The following is a 23,883-nucleotide window of genomic DNA, read 5'->3' as shown; positions in this document are numbered from 1 at the left end:
TCTGGGGAGAGGGTTAGGGTGAGGGGAACATACGGCTCAGGTGGTCAGTTCCATACTCAGGCATTAATTAAATACTGGCGATAATCCTCTGCACATCTGCGCCAACCAGCCTCGCCAGATGCACAAACTCCACCACGTCCAACCTACGCTCACCGTTTTCCACTTTAGCAATAAACGATTGTGGCTTTCCCAGTGCCTCCGCAAGCTGCGCCTGAGTCATCCCCTTCTCTTTACGCGCTTTCTTCAACGCATTGATAACACGCTGGTATTCATCCGAGTAAACTGAGGCCATTGTTCCGATTCCATACAAATATCCTGAAATCGAATATCCTCCCGTTGCCTTCTTATCCCAAAATAGGATAATTGAGCACGTAACGAACACATGTAAGGAGGACACAATGCAACATCAGAACTGGCACCCGGCCGATATTATCGCTGCACTAAAGAAACATGGAACAAGCCTGGCTGCGTTGTCCAGAAAGGCTGGCCTTTCCTCATCCACACTGGCAAATGCGCTTACCCGACCATGGCCTAAAGGTGAATTGCTTATCGCTCAGGCGCCAGATATTCCACCCGATGTGATATGGCCGGAAAGATACTTTGATGAAAAGGGAGAGCGAGTATTTCGTCAGATGAGGAATACCAAAAAGAGAAACCTGTCTTCAACATAATCAATGAATTTTCCGCCCTCACCCCAGCCCTCTCCCTCAAGGGAGAGGGGGTCTAAGGGCACTACCGTTTCAGCCCTTTCACATACCCCACCAGCTGATCCAACACCACGCCCCACCCTTCGTGGAAGCCCATCTGTTCATGCTGCTCGCGGATCTCCTTCGTTGGGTGACGCGCTATCGCCGTGTAGCGAGTCTTGCCCTCCCCCACATCTTCCAGCAGCAGGATCGCCGTCATAAACGGCGTTTCAGCCGGCTTCCAGCCCTCAGTATAGCCATCGGTAAAGACCAGCTTGTTCCCCGGATCGATTTCAAGAAATACGCCCCGGTTATCCATCCGCTGCCCGTCCACCTCAAACACGGTATTGAACCGCCCACCCACGCGCAGATCGAGGTCGCATTCAGTCACCTTATGGGGAGCAGGAATGAAGAAGTTTTTGATGTGCTCCGGTGTGGTCCAGCAGAGCCACAGCAGGTCGCGCGGTGCGTCCACCACGCGTTCCAGTTTTAAGTCTGTTTCAGGATCGAGCGTCACGATAACGTCCTCTAAAGGGAACCCCTTACAAGGATAGTCCCACTCAGGCGAATTTCCCTTTCGCTACCTCTTCAGGGGTGACCACGCCCGTATCCAGCACCCAGCCGCTAATCAGCGAGGCGGGGGTAACGTCAAACGCCGGGTTATAGACCTGCGCCTCTTGCGGCGCCCACTGCACCGCGCCAAAGCTTCCCGCTACGCCCGTCACTTCGCTGGCCGCGCGCTGCTCAATCGGGATCGCGTCACCGTTCGGGCAGTCCCGGTCGAGGGTCGTTTGCGGGGCGGCGACGTAGAACGGAATACCGTGGAACTTCGCCAGCACCGCCAGGGAATAGGTGCCGATTTTGTTCGCCACGTCGCCGTTGGCGGCAATGCGGTCTGCCCCCACCCACACGGCATCCACCTGCCCTTTTGCCATCAGGCTGGCGGCCATGGAGTCAGTAATCAGCTGATACGGCACGCCCAGCTCGCCGAGTTCCCACGCGGTCAGCCTGCCGCCCTGCAACAGCGGACGGGTTTCATCCACCCAGACGTTGCTGACATTGCCTGCCTGATGCGCGCGGGCAATCACCCCCAGCGCCGTACCGACGCCCGCCGTTGCCAGCCCGCCGGTATTGCAGTGGGTCAGCAGGCGGCTGCCGGGCTTCACCAGCGCGCTACCCGCTTTCGCAATCGCGTCGCAAAGCCGTTTGTCTTCATTAATCAGGCGCAGCGCTTCAGCCACCAGCGCCGGAACGAACGCTTCCTGCCACAGCGCAATCTTCATGCGGTCGAGATTGTTCATCAGGTTCACCGCCGTCGGGCGGGAGGCACGCAGGGTCTCCAGCGCCGCCGCCAGCTCGTCGCGGCTTTTACCGCTTTCCGCTAACAGCGCCAGCAGCAGGCTTGCAGAGAGACCAATCAGCGGCGCGCCACGCACCCGCAGAGCGTGGATATGCCCAACCAGCGCCTCCACCGTCGAGGCATCCAGCCAGCGTTTCTCCTGCGGAAGCGCCTGCTGGTCGAGAATATAGAGCTGATTATTCGCCACCCGCAGGCTGGTCGTCTGTAATGTCTGCATGTCGTTAATTCCCTGTTGCGTTGTTGTAGCACATTGTGTCAGGATGAAATCCAGATGTATAGACGTCTACATGTCTTAATTAGCAAAACTGAGGAGCAGGCCATGTCGCAATACCGTACCTTTACCGCTCAGGACGCCGTGGAGTATGCCAGGCAGTTTGGCGGACTTGACGATCCGTCATCGCTGGTGGAGGCGCAGGAAATCGGCGACGGTAACCTCAACCTGGTCTTTAAAGTTTTCGACCGCGCGGGCGTGAGCCGCATCGTCGTTAAGCAGGCGCTGCCCTATGTGCGCTGCGTCGGCGAGTCCTGGCCGCTGACGCTGGATCGCGCTCGCCTGGAGGCGCAAACCCTGGTCGAGCATTACAAGCACAGCCCTGAGCACACGGTGAAAATCCACCACTTTGACCCGAAACTGGCGGTGATGGTGATGGAAGATCTCTCCAGCCATCGCATCTGGCGCGGCGAGCTGATTAACAACATTTACTACCCGCAGGCGGCGCGGCATCTGGGTGAATATCTGGCTCACACCCTGTTCCACACCAGCGATTTTTATCTGCATCCGCACGAGAAAAAAGCGCAGGTGGCAAAATTCATCAACCCGGAGATGTGCGAGATCACTGAAGATCTGTTCTTTAACGATCCGTACCAGATCCACGCACGCAACAGCTACCCGGCCGATCTGGAGAACGATGTTGCCGCCCTGCGCGACGACGCCCAGCTTAAAATCGCCGTGGCCTCCCTGAAGCACCGCTTCTTTTCGCATGCCGAAGCCCTGCTGCACGGGGACATTCACAGCGGCTCAATTTTTGTGGCCGACGGCAGCCTGAAGGCCATCGACGCCGAGTTCGGCTACTTTGGCCCGATTGGCTTTGACGTTGGCACCGCCATCGGCAACCTGCTGCTGAACTTCTGCGGCCTGCCGGGGCATCTGGGCATTCGCGATGCCGCCGCCGCGCGCGAGCAGCGCCTGACCGATATTCAGGAACTGTGGAACACCTTCGCGGAGCGCTTCCAGGCGCTGGCGAACGAGAAAACGCGCGACGCCGCGCTGAGCGCGCCGGGCTATGCCTCTGCGTTCCTGAAAAAGGTCTGGCACGATGCCATCGGATTCTGCGGCACCGAGCTGATTCGCCGCAGCGTCGGGCTTTCCCATGTGGCGGATATCGACACCATTCAGGATGAAGCGATGCGTCACGAATGCCTGCGCCACGCGATATCCCTCGGCAAGGCGCTGATTGTGATTGCTGACCGCATCGACAGCGCGGAAGAGCTGGTAGCGCGAGTGCGGCAGTACAGTTGAGAACGTTTGCCCGGTGGCGCTGCGCTTACCGGGCCTACGGGTGCAAAATGTAGGCCGGGTAAGGCGAAGCCGCCACCCGGCAAAAACTCATCCTAAATACTCAATCACCGACATCCCACCGTTATAATCCGTGCTGTAAATAATCCCCTGCGCATCCACAAACACGTCGCACGACTGGATCACCTGCGGGCGATTGGGCCGCGTATCCATCATCTTTTCCGGCGCCGCGGGCACCAGCGCCCCCGTTTCTACCGGGCGATACGGATTGGAAATGTCATACGCGCGCACGCCCGCGTTCTGGTACGTCGCGAAGATCAGCGTTGAGCTGACAAAGCTCCCCGGCCGGTTCTCGTGCAGGTTGTGCGGGCCGAAATGCGCCCCTTTCGCCACGTAGTCGGTTTCATCCGGCTGCGGGAAGGTAGAAATGCTCACCGGGTTCGACGGCTCGCGGATATCAAACAGCCAGATCAGCTTCTCGCCGTCCTGCTGGTTATCCAGCACCGCCTCGTCCAGCACTACCAGCAGATCGCGATCCGGCAGCGGAAGCGCGGTGTGCGTCCCGCCGCCAAACGGCGGGCTCCAGTTACGGTGGCTAATGAGCTTAGGTCGGGTGCGGTCCTTCACGTCCAGCAGCGTCAGGCCACCGTCGCGCCAGCTGCCGTACGCGGTATCGCCTGCAATAATCGCATGGTGCAGAGCGTAGCGTTTGCCTTCCGGCCAGTTCGGCTGTTCGCCTTCGGCCTGATTCATCCCCGGCAGCCACCAGCGTCCCGCCACTTCAGGCTTGCGCGGGTCCGCCAGATCGATGGTCAGAAAGATGTAGTCGGTAAAGCCGTCTATCAGCGCTGAGACATACGCCCAGCGGCCACCGACGTACCAGATGCGGTGAATGCCGATGCCGCTCAGCGATAAAAAGCCTATCTCGCGTGGCCTGTCCGGTGTGGAGATATCAAAGACGCGAAGCCCGGCGCTCCAGCCTTTATCCTGCACATCGCTGACGGTCTCCCCCACCTGGCGGGTGTAGTAGACCTTCTCGTCGGCAAAACGCGCATCGGCAAACAGATCCCGGGCGTTGATCACCAGCAGCAGGTCGTCATGCGCCTGGAGATGCACATTCCAGGTACCCGGCGGCGCAGGCACGTATCCTGCGGCTTTTGGTTTTTTCGGGTCGCGCACATCCACTATCGAAAAGCCCTGCGACACCATATGGCCGATATAGGCGAAACCGCGGTGTACCATCAGCTGCACGCCGTCCGGGCGACCGCCCTGATCGCTATGGCCAATCAGCCGCATATTGCGGCTGTATTCGGGTTGAGGTAATGCAGACATGTATAAGTCCTTTCGCCGGATGGCGGCTGCGCCTTATCCGGCCTACAACACCGTAGGTCCGGTAAGCGAAGCGCCACCGGCCATTATTTTGACCTGGCTTCCAGCGTCGCAAACCACGGCGCAACAAAATCTTCCGTCTGGCCCCAGCCCGGAATGATTTTCCCCAGAGACGCCACGTTCACCGCGCCCGGCTGGGCGGTCAGCAGCGCCTGCGGAATGGCCGCCGCCTTGAAATCGTAAGTGGCAGGCGTCGCTTCTCCGGCAATCTTATTGGCAATCAGGCGTACGTTGGTCGCGCCAATCAGCTTCGGATCCACCGCCACGCTCACTGCCCATGGGCTACCCGGCTCGCGCATCAGCTGTAAATCCTGGTTGGAGATGTCGATGCTGTAGAGTTTGATCTCGGTTCGGCCGTTCTCTTTCAGCGCCTTATAGGCGCCCTGGCTGAAGGCATCCCAGGTACCCCAGATGGCATCGATTTTACCTTTCGGGTATTTCGCGAGGATCGCGCCCACCTTGTTGGCAGTGTCGCCCTGCACGTCAGAGGAGACCGCGCCGATGGACTCCAGCTCTTTAATCTCCGGGTACTGCTTTTGCAGTTCTTTGTAGGCCGCCTGACGGCGCTCCATCGGCGGGAAGCCCGCGACCCATAGCTTGACGATATTGGCCTTGCCGTTGAAATCTTTCGCCAGCTGGCCGAAAGAGAGGTTGGTCAGGGAGGCATCGTCCTGCTGGGTAACGGTTACGCCCGGGATCTCGCCGTTCACAGCGGTATCAAACACCGAAACTTTGATCCCGGCATCCACCGCCTTCTTCACCAGCGCGGTGGAGTACGGATCGCGCCCCTGAGAGAGAATAATCCCGTCGTATTTCTGGCTGATGGCCTGGTTAACGAAATCCTGGAATTTGGCGTCGTCCCCGTTACTTAAAAAGGTGCTGACCTTAAAGCCGAGCTTTTTCCCTTCCTGAATCGCCCCGGCAACAAACTGCGTGGTGTTGTCGTCCGAGCCCAGGTTGCGGATCACCGCGATGCGGATCGGGCCGTCATGGCTGGCAATGGCGGTCGGAACCGGCGCGGGGGTAGCCGCCAGGCCCGGCAGAGAAGTGAGTAACCCAAGAGCTACCAAAGAGAGCGCAATCTTTTTCATTTATTATCCCGTTGTGTTGTCAGCGTTTTTGTATGTAGGTAATCGCCAGCGCTACCGCGAGCACCAGCCCTTTTATAATGTCCATGGCGTAATACGGCACGGAGAGCATCACCAGCCCGTTCGACAGCACGCCGAGGATCACCGCCCCCACCAGCGTACCCAGCGCATTCGGCTTGCCGGATCCGGCCAGCGAGAAGCCGATCCACGCCGCCGCCACCGCGTCCATCAGGTAGCCGCCGCCCGCATTCACCTGCGATGAACCAATACGCGAGGCCAGCAGAATGCCGCCCAGCCCCGCCAGCAGAGAGGCAATCACGTAGGCTGCCACTTTGTAGCGAGTGGTGCGAATGCCGGAGAGGCGCGCGGCTTCGGGGTTGCCGCCAATGGCGTACATCCGGCGTCCATGGGTGGTCAGCGACAGGCCCAGTTGCGCCAGCACGGTCACCACCAGCATGACGATCACAATGGTCGGCACCTGCCCGAGCAGGCCAAACGCCGCCGGAATGGTCCCTTCCGCCATGTCGCCGCTCGGCAGCACCATGTTCTCGGTAATCGACCCGCCGTAGCTGTAGGTCATCGCCACACCCTGGATGACAAACAGGCTGGCAAGGGTCGCGAGCATGTCCGGAATGCGCAGGATGACGATCAGAAAGGCGTTAAACAGGCCGACCAGCGTACAGAGCGCGAGGGTCAGCAGAATCGACTCGGTGGTGCCAAAGCCGTGCCAGACGAAAAGCGAAATCACCAGCGCGTTCGCCAGCGACGCGGTAGATCCCACGGAGAGATCGAACCCGCCGACGGTCAGCGAAATAGAGACGCCAACGGCAATCACCGTCACGATGGCAATCGAGCGCAGAATGTTGATGATGTTGTTCGGGTCGAGGAAGCTGTCCGACGCCAGGCCAAACACCGCCACCAGCGCGACGACGGTCAGCAGCATGCCCCACTTATAAAGAAAATCGAAAATCTGCTGACGGCCAGACGCCGCCGTGGTCACTGAAAGGGCCTTGCTCACGACGCCGTTCCTCCGGTTGAATAATAAAGTAGTGTTTCTTCCCGGGCCTCTGCCCCGGCGATTTCCGCCACGATGCGACCGTCCCACAGCACGCAGATGCGGTCGCACAGACCGACCAGCTCGGCAAATTCACCTGAGGCGTAAATCACCCCTTTGCCCTCGCGCGCCAGGCCGTCGATCAGCTGAAACAGATCGGTTTTGGCCTTCACGTCCACGCCTTTGGTCGGCTCGTCGAATATCAGCACGCTGGCGTCATTGCGCAGCCATTTCCCGATGGCGACCTTCTGCTGGTTACCGCCGGAAAGCCGACGCAGCACCTGCCCCGGCCCGCGCGTGCGCACGCCGACGCGGGCAATCACCTCTTCCGCCCAGCGCCACGCCTGACGATGACCAAACAGGCTCCAGCGCGAGAAACTGTTATCGGCGCACACGGCAAGGTTCATGCTCACCGGCTCGTCGATAAAAATGCCCTCTTTGCGCCGCTCCTCCGGCACCAGCGCCAGACCGCGTAGCACCGAGTCTGCCGGATCGCGCGGTTTCCAGGCCTGATGGTTCAGCTCGCCGCGCGCCACGCGGCTTTTGCTGGCGCCAAACAGCGCCTTGCAGAGTTCCGTTTTCCCCGCCCCCGCCAGCCCGGCAATGCCGAGGATTTCACCTTTGCGCAGATGCAGGGAGATATCTTTCAGCAGCGCGTCGTCGTGCAGGCCTTCCACCCGCAGCAGCATCTCTTCACCGTGCGGCGGTCGCGGGGGCGGATAGATATCGCTCAGCTCGTGGCCGAGCATCTTCTCGACGATCTCCTCTCCGCTCAGATCCGCCATCGGGCCGGACTCAATCAGCCTGCCGTCGCGCAGCACCGTCAGGGTGTCGCAGATGGCCTTCAGCTCGTGAATGCGGTGAGAAATAAACACCACGCCAATGCCCTGCTGTTGCAGACGTCTTACTACCGCAAACAGACGCTCGCTTTCGTGCGCGTCCAGCGGCGCGGTGGGCTCATCAAGAATGAGAAAACGGCAGTGGTGCGAGAGCGCCCGCGCCAGCAAAATCTGCTGCTTTTCAGCCAGCGTGCAGTTGTCGATGGAACGGCGAACGTCCAGCGAAACATCCAGCTGCGCCAGCGCCTGCCGCGCCTGCTGACGAATCGCGCGCCAGCTGTAGCGGTGTCCCGGCTGCGCCAGCTGGTCGAGCATAATGTTCTCCGCAATGCTCAGCCCGGGGATCAGCGCCACGTCCACCTCCTGCTGCACAAGGTGGATACCGAGCCGTTTGGCGTCCAGCGGCTCGCGGATGCTTACCGGCTGGTTGTTAATGCAGATTTCGCCTTCATAACGATCGTGCGTCCCACACAGCACCGCCATCAGCGTCGATTTTCCCGCGCCGTTGGCGCCGGTCAGCGCATGCACCGACCCGCCATTCAGGGTGAAATCCACGCGCGACAGGGCCTGAAAGCCGGAAAAGGCCAGGCTGATACCGCGCATCTCAAGGCGACTGGAAACCATCCGCGTAAATCCTTCATTACTCTTCTGATTTAGCGAATTTTTCACAGCTCCGGTTGACTGACAACGACGGAAAAGGCATAAGATAAAGCGAAATATTATTAGCCATCCGGATGTCCAGACATAACATCGGGTTAGCGCTTGCTAAAAAAGGACAACTTCATGAGCAACACCGATATCCGCGTCGTGCCCGGCCCGGCGAACTACTTCTCTCATCCGGGAAGCCTTGCGCACCTGGATGATTTCTTTACTCCGGAACAGCTTTCCCGCGCGGTGTGGATCTACGGCGAGCGGGCTATCGAGGGCGCACGCCCTTATCTGCCGGAGAGTTTTAACGCGACGGGGGCAAAACATCTGCTGTTTAAGGGCCATTGCAGCGAGCGTGACGTCACTCATCTGGTGAACGCGTCGGGTGGTGAAGCCAGCGTGGTGATTGGCGTGGGCGGCGGTGCGGTAATGGATACCGTCAAGGCCGTGGCACGTCGTCTGGGCGTGCCGTTCGTGGGCATTCCCACCATCGCCGCCACCTGCGCGGCGTGGACCCCGCTCTCCGTGTGGTACAACGATGCCGGGCAGGCGCTACAGTTTGAGATTTTTGACGACGCCAACTATCTGGTGCTGGTGGAGCCGCAAATCATCCTTAACGCCCCGGCGGAATACCTGTTGGCAGGCATCGGCGATACGCTGGCGAAGTGGTACGAAGCGGCGGTACTCGCCCCTGAACCGGAAAACCTGCCGCTGACCGTGCGTCTTGGCCTGAACGGTGCGCTGGCGATCCGCGACGTGTTGCTGGAGCGCAGCGAAGAGGCGCTGGCCGACCAGCAGCGCGGCGACCAGACGCAGGCGTTTCGGGACGTGGTGGACGCCGTTATCGCCGGTGGCGGTATGGTCGGCGGTCTGGGCGAACGCTATACCCGCGTGGCGGCGGCACATGCGGTGCACAACGGCTTAACCGTGCTGCCGCAGACGGAAAAATACCTCCACGGCACCAAGGTGGCCTACGGCATTCTGGTGCAGAGCGCCCTGCTCGGTCAGGAGGACGTGCTGACGCAGCTGGTGGCGGCATACCAGCGTTTTAACCTGCCGACCACGCTTCGCGCGCTGGAGGTCGATATCCATAACCGCGACGAGCTGGACAAGGTCATTGCTCACACCCTGCGCCCGGTGGAGTCTATTCACTTTTTACCGATTACGTTAAGCCCTGACGTTCTGCGCGCCGCGTTTGAGAAGGTGGAATCCTTCAGCCGTTAATCGCGCCGACGGGCTATACCTAATGATGATTCTCTCCACTCTTGCAACGAGGTCATCATGCAGATCGATTTAACAGGTAAAAAGGCGCTGGTCACCGGCGCCAGTCGTGGGCTGGGTCGGGCGATTGCGCTGTCGCTGGCACGCGCCGGTGCCGATGTGGTTATCACCTACGAAAAATCCGTCGATAAAGCCCAGCAGGTCGTCGATGAAATCAACGCGCTGGGGCGACACGGCGAGGCGATTCAGGCCGACAGCGCCAGCGCGCAGGCGATTCAGGATGCGGTCACGCAGGCGGCGCGCTCCCTCGGCGGGCTGGATATTCTGGTCAATAACGCCGGGATTGCACGCGGCGGCCCGCTGGAGTCCATGACACTGGCGGACATCGACGCTCTGATCAACGTCAATATCCGCGGCGTGGTGATCGCCATTCAGGAAGCGCTGGTGCATATGTCTGACGGCGGACGCATCATCAACATCGGCAGCTGTCTGGCGAACCGCGTGGCGCAGCCGGGGATCGCCGTCTACTCGATGACCAAATCGGCCCTAAACTCCCTTACCCGGGGTCTGGCCCGCGATTTAGGCCCGCGCGGCATTACCGTCAACCTGGTTCATCCCGGCCCGACCAACAGCGATATGAACCCGGAAGACGGCGAGCAGGCGGAAGCCCAGCGCCGGATGATCGCGCTTGGTCATTACGGCCAGCCGGAGGATATCGCAGCGGCGGTCACCTTCCTCGCCAGCCCGGCTGCGGGGCAAATTTCCGGCGCCGGTCTGGATGTCGACGGCGGTCTGAACGCCTGATCGCAAATTTACTGTATGCCTCTGTCGCCCGGCAGAGGCCTGTTCGAGTCGCCTCGACGATTCGCGTTTTGCCGCTTTCTCGCGGTTTTTCTCCGCTCTACAGTACCCCATAAGAAATTCGGAATTTATCTAATAGTCTTATTATTTCCTTATGTTTTGTGTGGGCGTACAGTGGAGGTACGGATGAAGATTGTCTGGTCTAAAACAGCAGAGAAGCAGTTTTCTAAAATCGATCCTCGATATCAGAACCGCATTAAATTCAGGCTGGAGAAGATGGACGATAAAACATCACCTGTCGCGGATATCAAGAAATTATCTTCTCCCGAAAACCACTACAGGTTGCGATTAGGTGATTACAGGGTCATTTACACCTTCGGGGATCCGCCGGGTGATATCTGCTACGTAGTGGCAGTAAAACGCCGGACAACCACTACCTACCTTCATGAGGAGCATACGGAATATGACTATTCAGTTCATCAAGGATGAAGAAGGAAAAAAACAGTATGTTGTCATACCCTACGGTGAATATTTTCGCATGCGTTTAGCCATGCTTGAGTACGATGACGATGATGAAAACGACTGGGAAGACATCCCTTACGAATCAGACATCTACGATAACGTAGGTTTACCGGGTGAAGTGTGCGACATCATGCATAACGAAAACGTCAGCCTGCAGGCCGCCTGGCGCATTTTACGCGGTATGTCCCAGCAGGAGGTGGCGGAGAAGCTTGGCATCAGTCAGTCCGCCGTGTCACAGCTGGAGGCGCTGGACTCCCGACCGCAAAAGCGCACCCGCGAAAAGCTGGCGGCAATTTACGGCTGTAAACAGGAGCAGATCAGCCTCTATTTACCAAAAGAGGGTTAACAGCACTTCGCCCCGCCCTTACCGCCGTAGCGGGCGTCCTGACGGTCGCGGAAAAATTCTTCGTAGGTCATTGGCGTCTGATCCGGGTGGTTGACGCGCATATGCTCGACGTAGTTGTCGTAATCCGGCACGCCAATCATCATTTTAGCGGCCTGGCCCAGGTATTTACCTGCTTTGGAAAGGGTGTCGAACATAGTCAGTTTCTCGTTTGTTTCCCTCACCCCGGCCCTCTCCCGGAGGGAGAGGGAGGATAAGAAATGTAGGCCGGGTAAGGCGAAGCCGCCACCCGGCACACGGGTTAATGCGCCCCTTTCGCCTGGGTGACAATCTCGTCCAGGTTCTCAGGCATTGGCTCATACGGCGTCTCTTTCGCCGTTGGCGTGTCGACTTTCAACGCCGCCAGCGCGGTTTTCAGAGAATACAACGCCAGCACCACAACCACCACCATAAAGAAGATGGTCAGCCCGGCGTCCAGACGGTTGTTAAACACCAGCTGGGACAGCTGAGATTCGGTGTACTGCGCCGGGATCTTGCCGCTGTCGATCATCGCCTGGAACTTGTTGGCAATGGCCAGGAAGCCCACCTTGTTGTCCGGGCTGAAGGCTTTCTGCCAGCCTGCTGTCAGGGTACAGATCAGCAGCCACGCCGTTGGCACCAGCGCCACCCATGCGTAACGCTGGCGCTTCATCTTGAACAGGACTACGGCACAAAGCATCAGCGCCATGCCCGCCAGCATCTGGTTGGCGATTCCGAACAGCGGCCACAGGGTGTTAATGCCGCCCAGCGGATCGACCACGCCCTGATGCAGGAAGTAGCCCCACGCCAGCACGCACAGTGCCGTCGCCAGCAGGTTAGCCGGGAGTGAATCGGTACGTTTCAGATTCGGGGAGATCACCCCCAGCAGATCCTGCAACATAAAGCGCGCCGCGCGCGTACCGGCATCCACCGCCGTCAGGATAAACAGCGCCTCGAACAGAATGGCGAAGTGATACCAGAACGAGACATCCATCAGCCCGCCCAGCGCACCGTGCAGGATGTAGGCCATACCCACCGCCAGCGTCGGCGCCCCGCCCGCACGGGAGATAATCGACTGCTCGCCGACCTCGTTAGCGATATGCGTCAACGTATCAGGGGTGATCGCAAAGCCCCAGCCGCTCACCACCTGCGCAGCAGAGGCGACCACGTCAACAGTGCCGGCCGGGGCCAGTACCGCCATCGGGCTGTTCATCGCGAAGTACACGCCCGGGTCGATAATACAGGCCGAGACCAGCGCCATAATCGCCACGAAGGATTCCATCAGCATGCCGCCATAGCCAATCAGGCAGGCCTGATTTTCATTCGCCAGCATCTTCGGCGTGGTCCCGGAGGCGATAAGCGCGTGGAAGCCAGACACTGCCCCACAGGCGATGGTGATAAACAGGAACGGGAACAGGTTACCGGTCCAGACCGGGCCGGTGCCGTCAATGAATTTGGTCAGGGCAGGCATGGTCAGGGTCGGGCGCATAATCAGAATGCCGATCGCCAGCCCGACGATGGTACCAATTTTCAGGAACGTAGAGAGGTAGTCACGCGGGGCCAGCAGGAGCCATACCGGCAGCACCGCCGCCACGAAGCCGTAGCCCACCAGCATCCAGGTCAGCTGCACGCCGGTGAAGTCGAAGAACGGTGCCCAGGTCGGGCTTTCCGCCACCCAGCCGCCGGAGATAATAGCAAACACCAGGAACACCAGGCCAATGACTGAAACTTCACCAATGCGTCCCGGACGCAGATAGCGAATGTAGATCCCCATGAACAGCGCCAGCGGAATGGTGAAGGCGACGGTATAGGTTCCCCACGGGCTGTGGGTCAAGGCTTTCACCACGATCATCGCCAGCACCGCGAGGATGATGACCATGATCATAAAGGTCGCCACCAGCGCAATCACCCCGGCAGTTGCCCCCATCTCCTCTTTCACCAGCTCACCCAGCGAACGACCGTCGCGACGGGTGGAGACGAACAGCACCATGAAGTCCTGCACCGCGCCCGCCAGCACCACCCCCGCGAGGATCCAGATCATCCCCGGCAGGTAGCCCATCTGCGCGGCCAGTACCGGCCCCACCAGCGGGCCTGCCCCGGCAATCGCCGCGAAATGGTGACCGAACAGCACTTTTTTATCGGTCGGCACGTAGTCCAGACCATCGTTATGACGCACGGCCGGCGTCATGCGCGTGCCGTCTACGCCCAGTACCGTCTTCGCGATATAACGGCCATAAAAACGGTATGCGATCAGATAAATGCAGACGGAGGCGACCACGATCCAGAGCGCATTGATCTGCTCCCCCCGGTTGAGGGCGATGTAGCCCAGGGCAAAGGCTCCCACAACGGAGAGCCCTGCCCATATAAGGTATTTCCCTGAGTTGTTCATAATGGTTATCCGTTGTTGTGAAACAGTGAGATGTTACATTTTGTTTCTAGAACAACGGATAAAATTTAACAACTTTGAAACGCAATAATGCGTGGTCAAACCAGACATTTACACCACATTGTTAAGCCGATCACTTTCGTAGCGTCACCGTTCACACTTTTACCTTTTTCGGCCAGACACCGCCTTACGGAATGATTTGTATCATTTTTTTTGGCCATAACCTCGCCAGAATGATCCTGCGCAATCGCGTGCATACAAGGAAAAGGATATGAACAGTTCAGTACCTCAGGATAGTCAGGTCGGGCCGGGCGCGTACTTCGCGCTGGCGTTTGCAGCCGTTTTCTTCTCGGGTCTGTTAGGCGGACAAGAGTGGTACGGCGTCTTTGATTTCACCACCCTCAACGGCGCATTTGGCAAAGTGGTCAGCAAAGCCAGTCTGGATGACGGTACGTTAACCACAGCCAGCAGCGCCTTTCGCGGCACCGGCGGCAGCGGCGCGATGGACGGGTTTCTCTTCGCGCTCGGTTTAATTCCCGCGGTGATGTTCGCCCTGGGGATGATCAACGTGCTGGAGCACTATGGCGCCCTGCGTGCCGCGCGCAAACTCTTAACTCCTCTGCTGCGCCCGCTATTGGGGATCCCTGGCACCACCGGGCTGGCGCTGATTGGCAGCCTGCAAAGTACCGACGTGGGCGCGTCGCTTACCCGTAATCTCTCTGATGAAGGGCAAATCAGCGAAAAAGAGAAAGACGTTTTCGCCATGTTCCAGTTCTCCGCCGGGGCGATGATCACCAACTTTTTCTCTTCCGGGGCGATCCTCTTCACGCTGCTCGCCGTTGACGGCACGGCGGCGGTGCCCACCTCCATCGGGGCCTGTATCGCGGTGATGTTTATCATGAAAATTGTCGGCGCCAATCTGCTGCGCCTGATCCTGACGTTTACCCATAAAGGAGACGCCGCATGAGTGCCCCACAGTCCAATCCCGTCATTACCGATGTGTTTATCGAAGGCGCGCGCAAAGGCTGGAGCATTGCCACCAGCAGCACGCTGCCCAACGTGGTGATGGCCTTTATCATCATCAAGGCGCTGGAAATTACCGGTGCGCTGAAAGGGCTGGGCACGATCTTCTCTCCGCTGATGGGCCTGTTTGGCCTGCCGGGCGAAGCGGCCGCCGTGCTGATTGGCGGCTGGATGTCGATGGGCGGCGGGATCGGCGTTGCCATCGGCCTGTTTGATAAAGGCATCCTCACCGGCGAGCACCTGGCGATCCTGGCGCCCGCCATCTACCTGATGGGCTCGCAGGTGCAGTACCTGGGCCGCATTCTGGGGGTGATTGGCACCCGCGCCAAACGTATTCCGCTGATGATCGCCCTCTCGGTGGTCAACGCTTTCTTAGCCATGCTGCTGATGCGCATTATTCTCTGAACAGGACGTGAACATGAATCTTGACCATTATATCGAAGAGCTGAAAACCCTGGTGAACGTAGACTGCGGCACCCAGACGATTGACGGCGTCGCCGCTGTTGCAGGCATCATGCAGCAACTGTGGCAGCGCGAAGGCTGGCATACGGAGCAGGTGAACCTGGGTGACAAGGTGGGCCCCGGCGTCTTCGTCAGTAACAAGCCGCAGGCGGAACGGTTCGACGTGCTGCTGGTCGGGCATCTGGATACCGTATTTCCCGCCGGCACCGTGGCCGCGCGTCCGCTGAGCGAGGATGAAACCCGCCTGTACGGCCCCGGCGTCTCGGATATGAAGAGCGGACTTCTGAATATTTTGTGGGCAATGCGCGCGCTTGACGCCGCAGACAACGATCGTCTCGCGATTGCCGTTGCGATGAACCCGGACGAAGAGACCGGATCTGTCCATTCCCATGAGTGGATTGGCGAGCTGGCTAAGCGTTCCCGCTGCGTGCTGGTGTGCGAAGCCGCCCGCGCCGACGGTTCGCTGGTGAAAGCGCGTAAAGGGATGGCGGGCTATCACCTCACCTTTAGCGGCGTGGCGGCACACGCGGGCAATGACCCGGAAAAAGGCCGCTCGGCGATCACCGCGCTGGCAAAGAGCGTTATCGCCATCAATGCGCTGACGGACTGGGATCGCGGCACTACACTTAACGTCGGCGTGATTCAGGGCGGCAGCGCGGCGAACGTGGTCGCGGACAGCGCTGTGGCAGAACTGGACGTTCGCTTCTGGGAAAACGACGAGTATGACCGGGTGAACCAGGCGCTGGAGTTGTTATGTGAACAAGGTTTTTTAGACGGCGTGACCACCACGCTGACGCGGGTTAATCACAAACCGGCGATGGCCGCGAGCGACGCGACGCAGGCGCTGATGCAGCAGGTTGAAGCGGCGGGTAAAGCGGAAGGCATCGACATTACCTGGCAGGCAGTCGGCGGCGGCAGCGACGCCAACCACACCGCCGCGCTCGGCATCCCCACGCTTGACGGCTTCGGGCCGGTTGGCGCCGGGTTCCACAGCCCGGCGGAATGGCTGGATAAAGCGTCCATTGCGCCGCGAATTCGGCTGTTGAAGCGGGTGGTATCGATGTTGTAACAACCGCCCGGTGGCGCTTCGCTTACCGGGCCTGCATGTTTCGTAGGCCGGGTAAGGCGAAGCCGCCACCCGGCACTCCCGCCGCACAATCTAACCCAGCACCATCGTACTCAACCGACACGTACAGCACCGCCGCCCCTGCTCGTCGAACACCACAATCTCCCAGCTCTGACTGGAGCGGCCCAGATGCAGCGGCTGACATACGCCGCGCACCTTACCGTGAGAGACCGCGCGGTGGTGCGTAGCGTTCAGTTCCGTGCCCACCACATTCTGCCCGTCGCGGGTCATCAGAAAACCGGCCATCGACCCCAGCGTTTCCGCCAGCGCCGCCGACGCACCGCCGTGCAGCAGGCCAAACGGCTGGTGGGTGCGCGCATCCACCGGCATCTCCGCTTCCAGCGTATCGTCCCCGAGGCGGGTATAGACGATGCCAAGGTGTTCCACCATCGTGTTCTGGCTAGTGGCATTCAGTTCGTCGAGGGATAAATGACGTTTCCAGATCATTACGCCCCCAGCGTGGAGCCGCCGTCCACCACGATATCCTGCAAGGTGATATGGCTGGCGGCATCGGATGCCAGGAACAGCACGGTCGCGGCAATCTCCTGCGGACGGGCAATTTTACCGAGCGGAATGCCGAGTTTGAACTGCTCGCCGAAGCCGCGAATGCGCCGCTGTTCCGCATCATCGCTGGTCCACAACGTGCGCTGCATGTCGGTATCCGTAGAACCCGGCGACACCAGGTTACAGCGTACGCCGCTGCCCGCCAGCTCCAGCCCGACGGTCAGCGCCAGGCTTTTCAGCGCCGCTTTCGACGCGCCGTAGGCGCTCATGCCGATGCGCGGCGTGTGCGCCGCGTCAGAGGCCACCGTCACAATCGCCCCACCCTGCTGACGACGGAACTGGCCCATCGTCTGCTGGAACAGGTTGAACGCGCCGCCGACGTTGACCGCAAAGGTCTGCTGCCAGTCTTCCTGCGAAAGCTGATCCGTCGCGCCCATACGCAGAATGCCTGCCGCGTTAACCAGCACGTCGAGCCGCTCAAGGCTGCTTAGCAAACGCCCGCAGACATCACTCGCCTGCGCCGCATCCGCCACGTCCAGTGTTTCGGTGGCAAACGGATATTCGCCGTGAGGGAAAGCCAGATCGAACCCGGTCACCTGCGCCCCGGCCTCCACAAATGCCAGCGCGGTCGCATAGCCAATGCCCTTACCCGCGCCCGTCACCCAGACGGTTTTACCGGTAAAATCAAAAGCCATCACTTCACCTCGCGGGAGAGCAGCGCCCACCAGGCATCGAGGGTCGGATTTTTTGCCAGCATCACGAAATCAATGTCGCCGTGCACTTTGCGCCAGCGGGCGGCCAGCGCCATCATCCGTACTGAATCCAGACCGTAGTCGATCAGGTTTTCGTCATCCATCGGCTCGTCGGACTCGTCCAGCAGCGGCAGGATCAGCTCACGCAGCGCGGCTTTCGTTGCCGGAACAGACGGCAGCAGCTCGTCGGTCATCACCACGCGGCCCGAACGTCCGGCCACGTATTTCAGCGACATCAGGTGCTCGTCGCGGGTGAAATCCGCCAGCGCGTCGGCGATAAAGAACGGTTTGATGTCGCGCATAAAGGCGTCGGTGGCGGTGGTCATGCAGCCGATGTGGGCGTACACACCGGTGATCAAAAGCTGGTTGCGGCCGGTCTCTTTCAGCATCTGCTCCAGCGGGGAGCGGTGAAACGCGCTGTAGCGCCACTTCACCAGCACGGTGTCCGCTTCGTCCGGGGTCAGCTCAGCGACGATGCGCTGCTGCTCCGGTGAGCGAGTCAGACCCGGCCCCCACATATCGTTCAGCAGGGCGCGGTCTTCATCGCTCTGATCTTTCGGCTGCGCGGTGTAGTACACCGGAATATTGTGCTCTTTGCAGTACGCGCGCAGTTTAGCGATGTTCGCCACCACCTGCTGCATCATGTCGCTATTTTCGCCCCAGAAATTCAGGAAGTACTCCTGCATATCGTGGATCAGCAGCGCGGCGCGCTCCGGTTCAAACGCCCAGCTTACTTTACTGGTCGGCAGTTCGGCGGCGGTTGGCAGCGCATATGCGGTTAATTTTGGAATAGCCATTCTCTGTTCCTCAGCCCCGGGCGCGTTCAGCAAGCCACAGGCGCAACTGTTTCTTATCAACTTTGCCGACCGGCGTGAGCGGAAGCGCATCCACGCTCTCCACGCGGTCCGGCAGCTTAAATTCGGCAACGCCCTGCTCGCGCAGGAAGCGGCGCACCTCCACCGCGCGAAGCGGCTGTTTCACCACCAGGTACGCGCAGCTTTTTTCGCCCAGCAGGCTGTCCTCCATGCTCACCAGCGCGGCGTGGATCACCGCGTCGTGGCGCAGCAGCAGGTTTTCGATCTCTTCGGCGGCGATCTTCTCGCCACCGCGGTTGATCTGATCTTTCTCGCGCCCCTGCACGGTGATGTAACCCTGCTCATCGATGGCGATCAGATCGCCCGAGCAGTAGAAGCCGTTGGCATCGAAGGCACTGGCGTTGTGGTCCGGGCTGTTGAAATAGCCGCGGAAGGTGTAAGGGCCGCGCGTCATCAGACGCCCGACCTCCCCGCGCGGCAGCGGGTTGCCGTCCTCGTCCGCCACCCACACTTCATCGTCCGGGCACATCGGGCGGCCCTGGGTATTGATGATGCGCTCCGGCGCATCGTCGAGGGCGGTATAGTTCACCAGCCCTTCCGCCATGCCAAACACCTGCTGAAGCTGGCAGCCAATTTCCGCCGGAATGCGCGCCGCAAGCGTGGCGGAGAGGCGCGCGCCGCCCACCTGGAGCAGCCTGAGGGATTTCAGCTGGGCGTTCCCCGCGCCGTCGGCAATCGCCTGCAACCACAGGCTGACCGCGGGCGGCACCAGCGAGGTGACGTTGATCTGATGCTGCTCAATCAGCGGGAAGCAGAGCGTGGAGCTCGGATCGTTCGCCAGCACCACGCAGCCACCCGCCGTGAAAACGCCTAACGATCCTGGCGAGCTCATGGCGTAGTTATGCGCCGCGGGAAGGGCGTTCAGATAGCGGGTGTGCGCAGTGATACCGCAGATTTCGTTGCTGCGGCGAATGCTGTAGTCGTAATCGTTATGCGTGCGCGGGATCAGCTTCGGCGTGCCGGTGCTGCCGCCGGAGAGCTGGAAGAACGCCACTTCGTCGGCGGGCGTCGGGTTCGGGATGAAATTGCCCGCCGGGCGCGCAATCGCCGCCTCCAGCGCATGTTCGCCCTTATCGCCACGCAGCAGCACAACGCGTACCGAGCGATGCGCATCCACAAAGGTGTTGAGAAAATCATCGACTGAGAACAGCGCGTGGTCGCGATCGGCAATCAACACGGCGGGTTTGATCTGCTCCGCGTAGGCGTTGAGTTCACTGCGCTGATGGCTAAAGAGCGCGTTGACCGGCGCGACGCCGATTTGCAGTAGCGCGAAGAAGGTGATGTAGAACTCGGCCACGTTGCCAAGCTGCACCAGCGCGGTCTCACCGCGATGCAGCCCCTGCGCCTGAAGGGAGGACGCCAGATTCGTCACCGCCTGATTAAACGCGCGGTAGGTGATGCGGCGATCGCCGTCAATTATCGCGACCGTATCGCTGTCCGCATGGTCCGTCAGAATGTGGGTCAGCGGCAGATCCTGCCAGTAGCCTTTTTCACGGTAGCGGCGGGCAAACTCCTCAGGCCAGCGGGTAAAAGGGATGGTCATGAGTATTCCTTAGTGCAAACCAAACACGTTGAGCATGGTGGAGAGCTTCACGCCCGTCTCGCGCCACTCGCCGACCGGGGAGGAGGCAGGCACAATGCCCGCGCCGGCAAACAGGCGAACGGTATTTTGATGCAGCCGCGCGCAGCGGATAGTTACCACCCACTCGCCGTTACCTTCGCTGTCGCACCAGCCGACGATGCCGCCGAACAGCTCGCGGTCGAACGGCTCCAGCTCGGCAATCAGCTCTTTTGCCGCCTGATGCGGGAAGCCGCTCAGCGCGGGCGTCGGGTGCAGCAGGCAGGCCAGCGTCAGGGCGTTCTCGTTTTCACGTGCCTCACCTTCTACCGGCGTGGCCAGATGCCACAGCGTCGGGGTGGTGATGAGCTGCGGGGAAGCTGGCATGCTCAGATGATGGCTACGCGGTTCCAGAATGGTTTTCATCGCCTGCGTGACCAGATCGTGCTCGTGGCGGTCTTTTTCGGAGGCCAGCAGCTTAGTGCCCGCTTCGCGATCCAGCACATCGTCCGGCTGACGGCGCGCAGAGCCTGCCAGCGGCAGCGAGCTAAAGTGCGCGCCCTCTTTGCGCAGCAGCAGTTCCGGGCTGGCGCCCAGCAGCACGCCGCCGTCTTCCAGCGGTACGTGGAAGTTAAAGCTTGCCGGGTTCTGGGCGATAAGACGCTCCATCAGCGCGCTGCTATCGATCTGTTTGTCGGTCGCGATATCAATCAGGCGCGACAGCACCACCTTATTCACCTGCGGCGTAGCGGTGAGCGACGCGGCGCGAGCAACCATCTCCTCGAAAACCGGCTGCGACGGGATCTCGGTGCGCTGTTGCACGTTCAGCGTCTGCGCGCCGGAGGCATAACGTGCGGACTGCTGACGCGCCGGGCGGGAGAAGGTTTGCCAGCGTTGCGGAATAAACAGCGATGACGGTTTGCGGGTATCGAAGGGGATCGCCCCTACCATCACCGGATGGGCAATGCCGCTGTTTTTCGCATTCCGGAAAGCCTGAGCTAATTTCTGCTGAAAGGGACCCGCCGGATCGTCACCGCCGACGGCGGGTTCAGAAAAACGGGCAAAACAGCCGGACGTAGTAAAACTGCGGTAAGGCGACATAAAGAAAAAGCTGTCTGATTGCAGCGTAGTCGCGGTGTGCTGAACTTCCTCAGCCAGGGACGTGTCCATATCATCCTCCTTAAAATGATAAAAGAAGCAATAATGATTATCATTTATATTTTCGTCGGCTAACCTAATCCCACATCGCCCCGCTGTCAACCGTCGGGCAAATAACTTGTGCGACAAACGCTTGCATCCCTTCCCTACAGCCCTGAAAATGAGAAGCATTATCTTCAATAAAATCAGGATGCCGCTCTGTGAAAATCGCTGCCGTTTGCCGCAATGCCCTTCTTTTAACAGGACTTTTTGTTTTAGGACTAACCTCAGCCGCCGCCGCCGACTGGCCGCGTCAGGTCACCGACAGCCGCGGCGTTCACACGCTTGAGAGCAAACCGACGCGCATTGTCTCCACCAGCGTGACCTTAACCGGCTCCCTGCTGGCCATTGACGCGCCGGTCATTGCCAGCGGCGCGACCACGCCAAACAACCGCGTGGCGGATGCGCAGGGCTTCCTGCGTCAGTGGGGCGATATCGCCAAACAGCGTAAGGTTGCCCGGCTGTACATCGGCGAGCCGAGCGCCGAAGCCGTCGCGGCCCAGATGCCGGACCTGATTTTGATCAGCGCCACCGGCGGGGATTCCGCGCTGGCGCTCTACGATCAGCTTTCCGCCATCGCGCCGACGCTTATCATTAACTACGACGACAAAAGCTGGCAGGAACTGCTGACCCAACTGGGGACGATCACCGGGCAGGAGACACAGGCCGCAGAGCGCATCGCTGCCTTCGACAAACAGCTCGCCAAGGTGAAACAGCAGATGAAGCTGCCGCCACAGCCGGTGAACGCCATCGTCTACACCGCCGCGGCGCACACGGCGAACCTGTGGACGACAGACTCCGCGCAGGGCAAGCTTTTGCACCAGTTGGGCTTTACGCTGGCCGACGTGCCTGCCGGGTTGCACACCTCAAAAAGTCAGGGCAAACGCCACGACATTATCCAGTTAGGGGGTGAAAACCTGGCGACGGGGCTGAACGGCGAAGGGCTGTTCGTGTTTGCCGGCGATCAGAAAGACGTGGACGCGATTTACGCCAACCCGCTGCTGGCGCATCTGCCGTCGGTGAAGAACAAGCGCGTCTGGGCATTAGGAACCGAGACGTTCCGCCTGGATTATTACAGCGCGATGTTGGTGTTGCAGCGTTTGAATTCAATTTTTAAATAAGTGGCACGTTCCCCGTAGGCCCGGTAAGCGCAGCGCCACCGGGCGTTTTGTCGGGTGGCGGCTACGCCTTACCCGACCTACAGGGTTTGCCTGAACCGACGCAACTCCACCAGAACCGCCAGTAAAATCACGCCAACAACGGCTAACACAAACCCGCTGCTGCTCGCCGACGCCACCGGGGTCATTATCGCCCCCAGCCCGCCGAGGATCGCCGCGCCAATCGCATCGCCCGTGACGTTCTGCGCCGTCCACAGGCCGTTAATGCGCCCGAGCATCCCTTCCGGCGTCTGGGTCTGGATCAGGGTGTACTGTAAAAGAGAGCTGACCGCGCTCAGCCAGCCGAAAATCACCAGACACATCACCCCCAGCGCCCACACCGGCATCAGGCTAAAGCAACCAATGGCGATAAACGAGGCCAGCGTCGCCACCAGCATGATCAACCCCGGTCTCGCGCTCTGCGCCAGGTTGCCGCTGGTCAGCGCCCCGAAGGCCGCACCGAGCGGAATGGCGGCGTACAGCACGCCAATCTCTGAGGCGCTCATCTGCCACTCACCCGCCAGCGCCGGATACAGCACGCGCACGGCGCTCGCCATCGTCAGCAGGCCGCCGAGCAGCGCAATGCCGCCAATCAATGGGTTGCTGAACAGGAAACGAATCGCGGCCATCAGGGACTTCAGCGGATGCTCGCGCGGCTGCGGCGGGGGTGGCAGGAGCGGCAGACGCAGTAGCGTCAGGGTGGTAATAAACGTTCCCGCCGCGGCAAGGCCGTAGTTCCACGCCACGTTGCCGGTCGCCAGCAACAGACCGCCCACCATCGGCGAAATCACCGAGCCGAGACGTACGGTGAGCATGGTGATCGCCCCCGCCTGCATCAGGTTCTCGCGCCCGACCAGCGCGGGCGTGGCCGCCAGCAGCGCCGTCACGCCTAACGAAGCAAAAAAGCCGTCCCACAATCCCAGCACGTAAATGGCCACCAGCGACGGCTCCGGCAGCATGGCGTTCAGACACAGCCCGATAAAGCCCACCCCGCAGGTGCCGCGCGCCAGCAGGATCAGCTTTTTACGCTCGTAACGGTCCGCTAGCACGCCGCCCACCATCAGGCCGATAAACATCGCTCCGCCGGTTAAGGTGACGGATAACCCCACCAGCCAGCTGGAGTGAGTCATGGTCTGGATTTGCACCGGTACGGCCACACCAAGCAGACCGAGGGACAAAATGGAGATAAAGCGAGCGATAAAAACGGCGCGATACGCCGGGTGTGTTTTGAGCAGGCTGAGGTTAAGCAGCCAGGATTTTTGATTCATGACAAAGCCTTGAGTCTATTTCTACCCATTCCATGGGCGCACATGCTAACATAGCCAAATAAGATAGATAACGATAATCACTATCATTAT

The 23,883-nt window shown here is 60.1% G+C and carries 25 protein-coding genes; 10 read left to right on the top strand and 15 right to left on the bottom strand.

The features are described 5' to 3' along the window. Positions 1-67: 67 nt before the first annotated feature. Complete coding sequence (locus tag ACOT1A_RS14140; RefSeq protein ID WP_023299573.1) at positions 68-292, bottom strand: helix-turn-helix transcriptional regulator; 225 nt, start codon at positions 290-292, stop codon at positions 68-70. A 106-nt stretch (positions 293-398) separates the two neighbouring features. Between ACOT1A_RS14140 and ACOT1A_RS14135 the strand changes: the two genes are divergently transcribed. Further along, a complete protein-coding gene (locus ACOT1A_RS14135; RefSeq protein WP_032624682.1) occupies positions 399-671 on the top strand; it encodes a helix-turn-helix domain-containing protein in 273 nt (90 codons plus the stop codon). Positions 672-732: 61 nt separating this feature from the next. Here ACOT1A_RS14135 and ACOT1A_RS14130 read toward each other — a convergent pair whose 3' ends face one another. Beyond that, complete coding sequence (locus ACOT1A_RS14130) at positions 733-1,203, bottom strand: SRPBCC family protein (RefSeq protein WP_022647402.1); 471 nt, start codon at positions 1,201-1,203, stop codon at positions 733-735. 43 nt (positions 1,204-1,246) lie between these two features. Beyond that, on the bottom strand, positions 1,247-2,263 hold the full coding sequence (mtnA, locus tag ACOT1A_RS14125) for an S-methyl-5-thioribose-1-phosphate isomerase (RefSeq protein WP_022647401.1): 1,017 nt from the start codon (positions 2,261-2,263) through the stop codon (positions 1,247-1,249). Positions 2,264-2,365: 102 nt separating this feature from the next. Between mtnA and mtnK the strand changes: the two genes are divergently transcribed. Continuing rightward, positions 2,366-3,565, top strand: a complete 1,200-nt coding sequence (gene mtnK, locus ACOT1A_RS14120) for an S-methyl-5-thioribose kinase (RefSeq protein ID WP_276170230.1) — start codon at positions 2,366-2,368, stop codon at positions 3,563-3,565. An 87-nt stretch (positions 3,566-3,652) separates the two neighbouring features. On the opposite strand, the gene ACOT1A_RS14115 is transcribed toward mtnK, so the two are convergent. The 4 genes from ACOT1A_RS14115 to ACOT1A_RS14100 all read right to left on the bottom strand — a co-directional run bounded on the left by ACOT1A_RS14115 (position 3,653) and on the right by ACOT1A_RS14100 (position 8,556). Then, complete coding sequence (locus ACOT1A_RS14115) at positions 3,653-4,894, bottom strand: LVIVD repeat-containing protein (protein WP_023299569.1); 1,242 nt, start codon at positions 4,892-4,894, stop codon at positions 3,653-3,655. A gap of 83 nt (positions 4,895-4,977) precedes the next feature. Next, on the bottom strand, positions 4,978-6,042 hold the full coding sequence (locus tag ACOT1A_RS14110) for a sugar ABC transporter substrate-binding protein (protein ID WP_023299568.1): 1,065 nt from the start codon (positions 6,040-6,042) through the stop codon (positions 4,978-4,980). Between the two features lie 19 nt (positions 6,043-6,061). After that, complete coding sequence (locus ACOT1A_RS14105) at positions 6,062-7,057, bottom strand: ABC transporter permease (RefSeq protein ID WP_038415648.1); 996 nt, start codon at positions 7,055-7,057, stop codon at positions 6,062-6,064. Further along, positions 7,054-8,556, bottom strand: a complete 1,503-nt coding sequence (locus tag ACOT1A_RS14100; protein WP_126503682.1) for a sugar ABC transporter ATP-binding protein — start codon at positions 8,554-8,556, stop codon at positions 7,054-7,056. Before ACOT1A_RS14100 ends, ACOT1A_RS14105 begins: the two co-directional genes overlap by 4 nt. A gap of 159 nt (positions 8,557-8,715) precedes the next feature. Between ACOT1A_RS14100 and ACOT1A_RS14095 the strand changes: the two genes are divergently transcribed. From ACOT1A_RS14095 to ACOT1A_RS14080, 4 genes are all read left to right on the top strand, one after another. Next, on the top strand, positions 8,716-9,804 hold the full coding sequence (locus ACOT1A_RS14095; protein ID WP_032624688.1) for an oxidoreductase: 1,089 nt from the start codon (positions 8,716-8,718) through the stop codon (positions 9,802-9,804). Positions 9,805-9,861: 57 nt separating this feature from the next. Next, positions 9,862-10,605 (top strand): SDR family NAD(P)-dependent oxidoreductase, encoded by a 744-nt coding sequence (locus ACOT1A_RS14090; RefSeq protein WP_038415642.1) that lies wholly within the window; start codon positions 9,862-9,864, stop codon positions 10,603-10,605. 183 nt (positions 10,606-10,788) lie between these two features. Further along, entirely contained in the window at positions 10,789-11,091 is a 303-nt protein-coding gene (locus ACOT1A_RS14085) for a type II toxin-antitoxin system RelE family toxin (RefSeq protein ID WP_022647393.1), read from the top strand. Further along, entirely contained in the window at positions 11,066-11,470 is a 405-nt protein-coding gene (locus ACOT1A_RS14080; protein ID WP_022647392.1) for a helix-turn-helix domain-containing protein, read from the top strand. The genes ACOT1A_RS14085 and ACOT1A_RS14080 overlap by 26 nt, the downstream gene beginning before the upstream one ends. Here ACOT1A_RS14080 and ACOT1A_RS14075 read toward each other — a convergent pair. Both ACOT1A_RS14075 and cstA read right to left on the bottom strand, forming a co-directional pair. Continuing rightward, positions 11,467-11,664, bottom strand: a complete 198-nt coding sequence (locus ACOT1A_RS14075) for a YbdD/YjiX family protein (RefSeq protein WP_006809671.1) — start codon at positions 11,662-11,664, stop codon at positions 11,467-11,469. The genes ACOT1A_RS14080 and ACOT1A_RS14075 overlap by 4 nt on opposite strands. A gap of 104 nt (positions 11,665-11,768) precedes the next feature. Then, positions 11,769-13,874, bottom strand: a complete 2,106-nt coding sequence (gene cstA / locus ACOT1A_RS14070) for a pyruvate/proton symporter CstA (RefSeq protein WP_022647390.1) — start codon at positions 13,872-13,874, stop codon at positions 11,769-11,771. Positions 13,875-14,142: 268 nt separating this feature from the next. Between cstA and ACOT1A_RS14065 the strand changes: the two genes are divergently transcribed. From ACOT1A_RS14065 to ACOT1A_RS14055, 3 genes are read left to right on the top strand one after another with little or no spacing between them, the layout of a single operon-like run. Beyond that, positions 14,143-14,838 carry a nucleoside recognition domain-containing protein gene (locus tag ACOT1A_RS14065; RefSeq protein WP_022647389.1) on the top strand — a complete coding sequence of 232 codons (696 nt, stop codon included), beginning with the start codon at positions 14,143-14,145 and terminating at the stop codon, positions 14,836-14,838. After that, entirely contained in the window at positions 14,835-15,299 is a 465-nt protein-coding gene (locus ACOT1A_RS14060; RefSeq protein ID WP_023305665.1) for a YjiG family protein, read from the top strand. Before ACOT1A_RS14065 ends, ACOT1A_RS14060 begins: the two co-directional genes overlap by 4 nt. Positions 15,300-15,312: 13 nt before the next feature. After that, positions 15,313-16,425, top strand: a complete 1,113-nt coding sequence (locus ACOT1A_RS14055; RefSeq protein WP_058677444.1) for a M20 family metallopeptidase — start codon at positions 15,313-15,315, stop codon at positions 16,423-16,425. A gap of 90 nt (positions 16,426-16,515) precedes the next feature. On the opposite strand, the gene entH is transcribed toward ACOT1A_RS14055, so the two are convergent. Genes entH through entC form a run of 5 tightly spaced genes read right to left on the bottom strand, consistent with a single transcriptional unit; the run spans position 16,516 to position 21,341 of the window. After that, positions 16,516-16,929: a proofreading thioesterase EntH gene (gene entH, locus ACOT1A_RS14050; protein ID WP_022647384.1), complete on the bottom strand. Its 414-nt coding sequence runs from the start codon at positions 16,927-16,929 to the stop codon at positions 16,516-16,518. Then, positions 16,929-17,681 carry a 2,3-dihydro-2,3-dihydroxybenzoate dehydrogenase EntA gene (entA, locus tag ACOT1A_RS14045; RefSeq protein ID WP_023305663.1) on the bottom strand — a complete coding sequence of 251 codons (753 nt, stop codon included), beginning with the start codon at positions 17,679-17,681 and terminating at the stop codon, positions 16,929-16,931. The genes entH and entA overlap by 1 nt, the downstream gene beginning before the upstream one ends. After that, a complete protein-coding gene (locus ACOT1A_RS14040; RefSeq protein WP_022647383.1) occupies positions 17,681-18,535 on the bottom strand; it encodes an isochorismatase in 855 nt (284 codons plus the stop codon). Before ACOT1A_RS14040 ends, entA begins: the two co-directional genes overlap by 1 nt. Before the next feature lie 10 nt (positions 18,536-18,545). Next, positions 18,546-20,156 carry a (2,3-dihydroxybenzoyl)adenylate synthase EntE gene (gene entE / locus ACOT1A_RS14035; protein ID WP_368958443.1) on the bottom strand — a complete coding sequence of 537 codons (1,611 nt, stop codon included), beginning with the start codon at positions 20,154-20,156 and terminating at the stop codon, positions 18,546-18,548. Positions 20,157-20,165: 9 nt separating this feature from the next. Then, on the bottom strand, positions 20,166-21,341 hold the full coding sequence (gene entC, locus ACOT1A_RS14030; protein ID WP_023299559.1) for an isochorismate synthase EntC: 1,176 nt from the start codon (positions 21,339-21,341) through the stop codon (positions 20,166-20,168). 188 nt (positions 21,342-21,529) lie between these two features. Here entC and fepB point away from each other — a divergent pair, with 188 nt between their 5' ends. Then, a complete protein-coding gene (gene fepB, locus ACOT1A_RS14025) occupies positions 21,530-22,489 on the top strand; it encodes a Fe2+-enterobactin ABC transporter substrate-binding protein (protein ID WP_063138053.1) in 960 nt (319 codons plus the stop codon). Positions 22,490-22,566: 77 nt separating this feature from the next. Here the strand turns inward: fepB and entS are convergent, their stop codons facing one another. After that, positions 22,567-23,793 carry an enterobactin transporter EntS gene (entS, locus tag ACOT1A_RS14020; RefSeq protein WP_105322536.1) on the bottom strand — a complete coding sequence of 409 codons (1,227 nt, stop codon included), beginning with the start codon at positions 23,791-23,793 and terminating at the stop codon, positions 22,567-22,569. Between the last annotated feature and the right edge of the window lie 90 nt (positions 23,794-23,883).

The sequence above is a fragment of the Enterobacter cloacae complex sp. SYL003 genome, assembly GCF_049236925.1.
Taxonomy (GTDB): Bacteria; Pseudomonadota; Gammaproteobacteria; order Enterobacterales; family Enterobacteriaceae; genus Enterobacter; species Enterobacter intestinihominis.
This window is presented reverse-complemented; position numbering and strand designations above follow the sequence as displayed.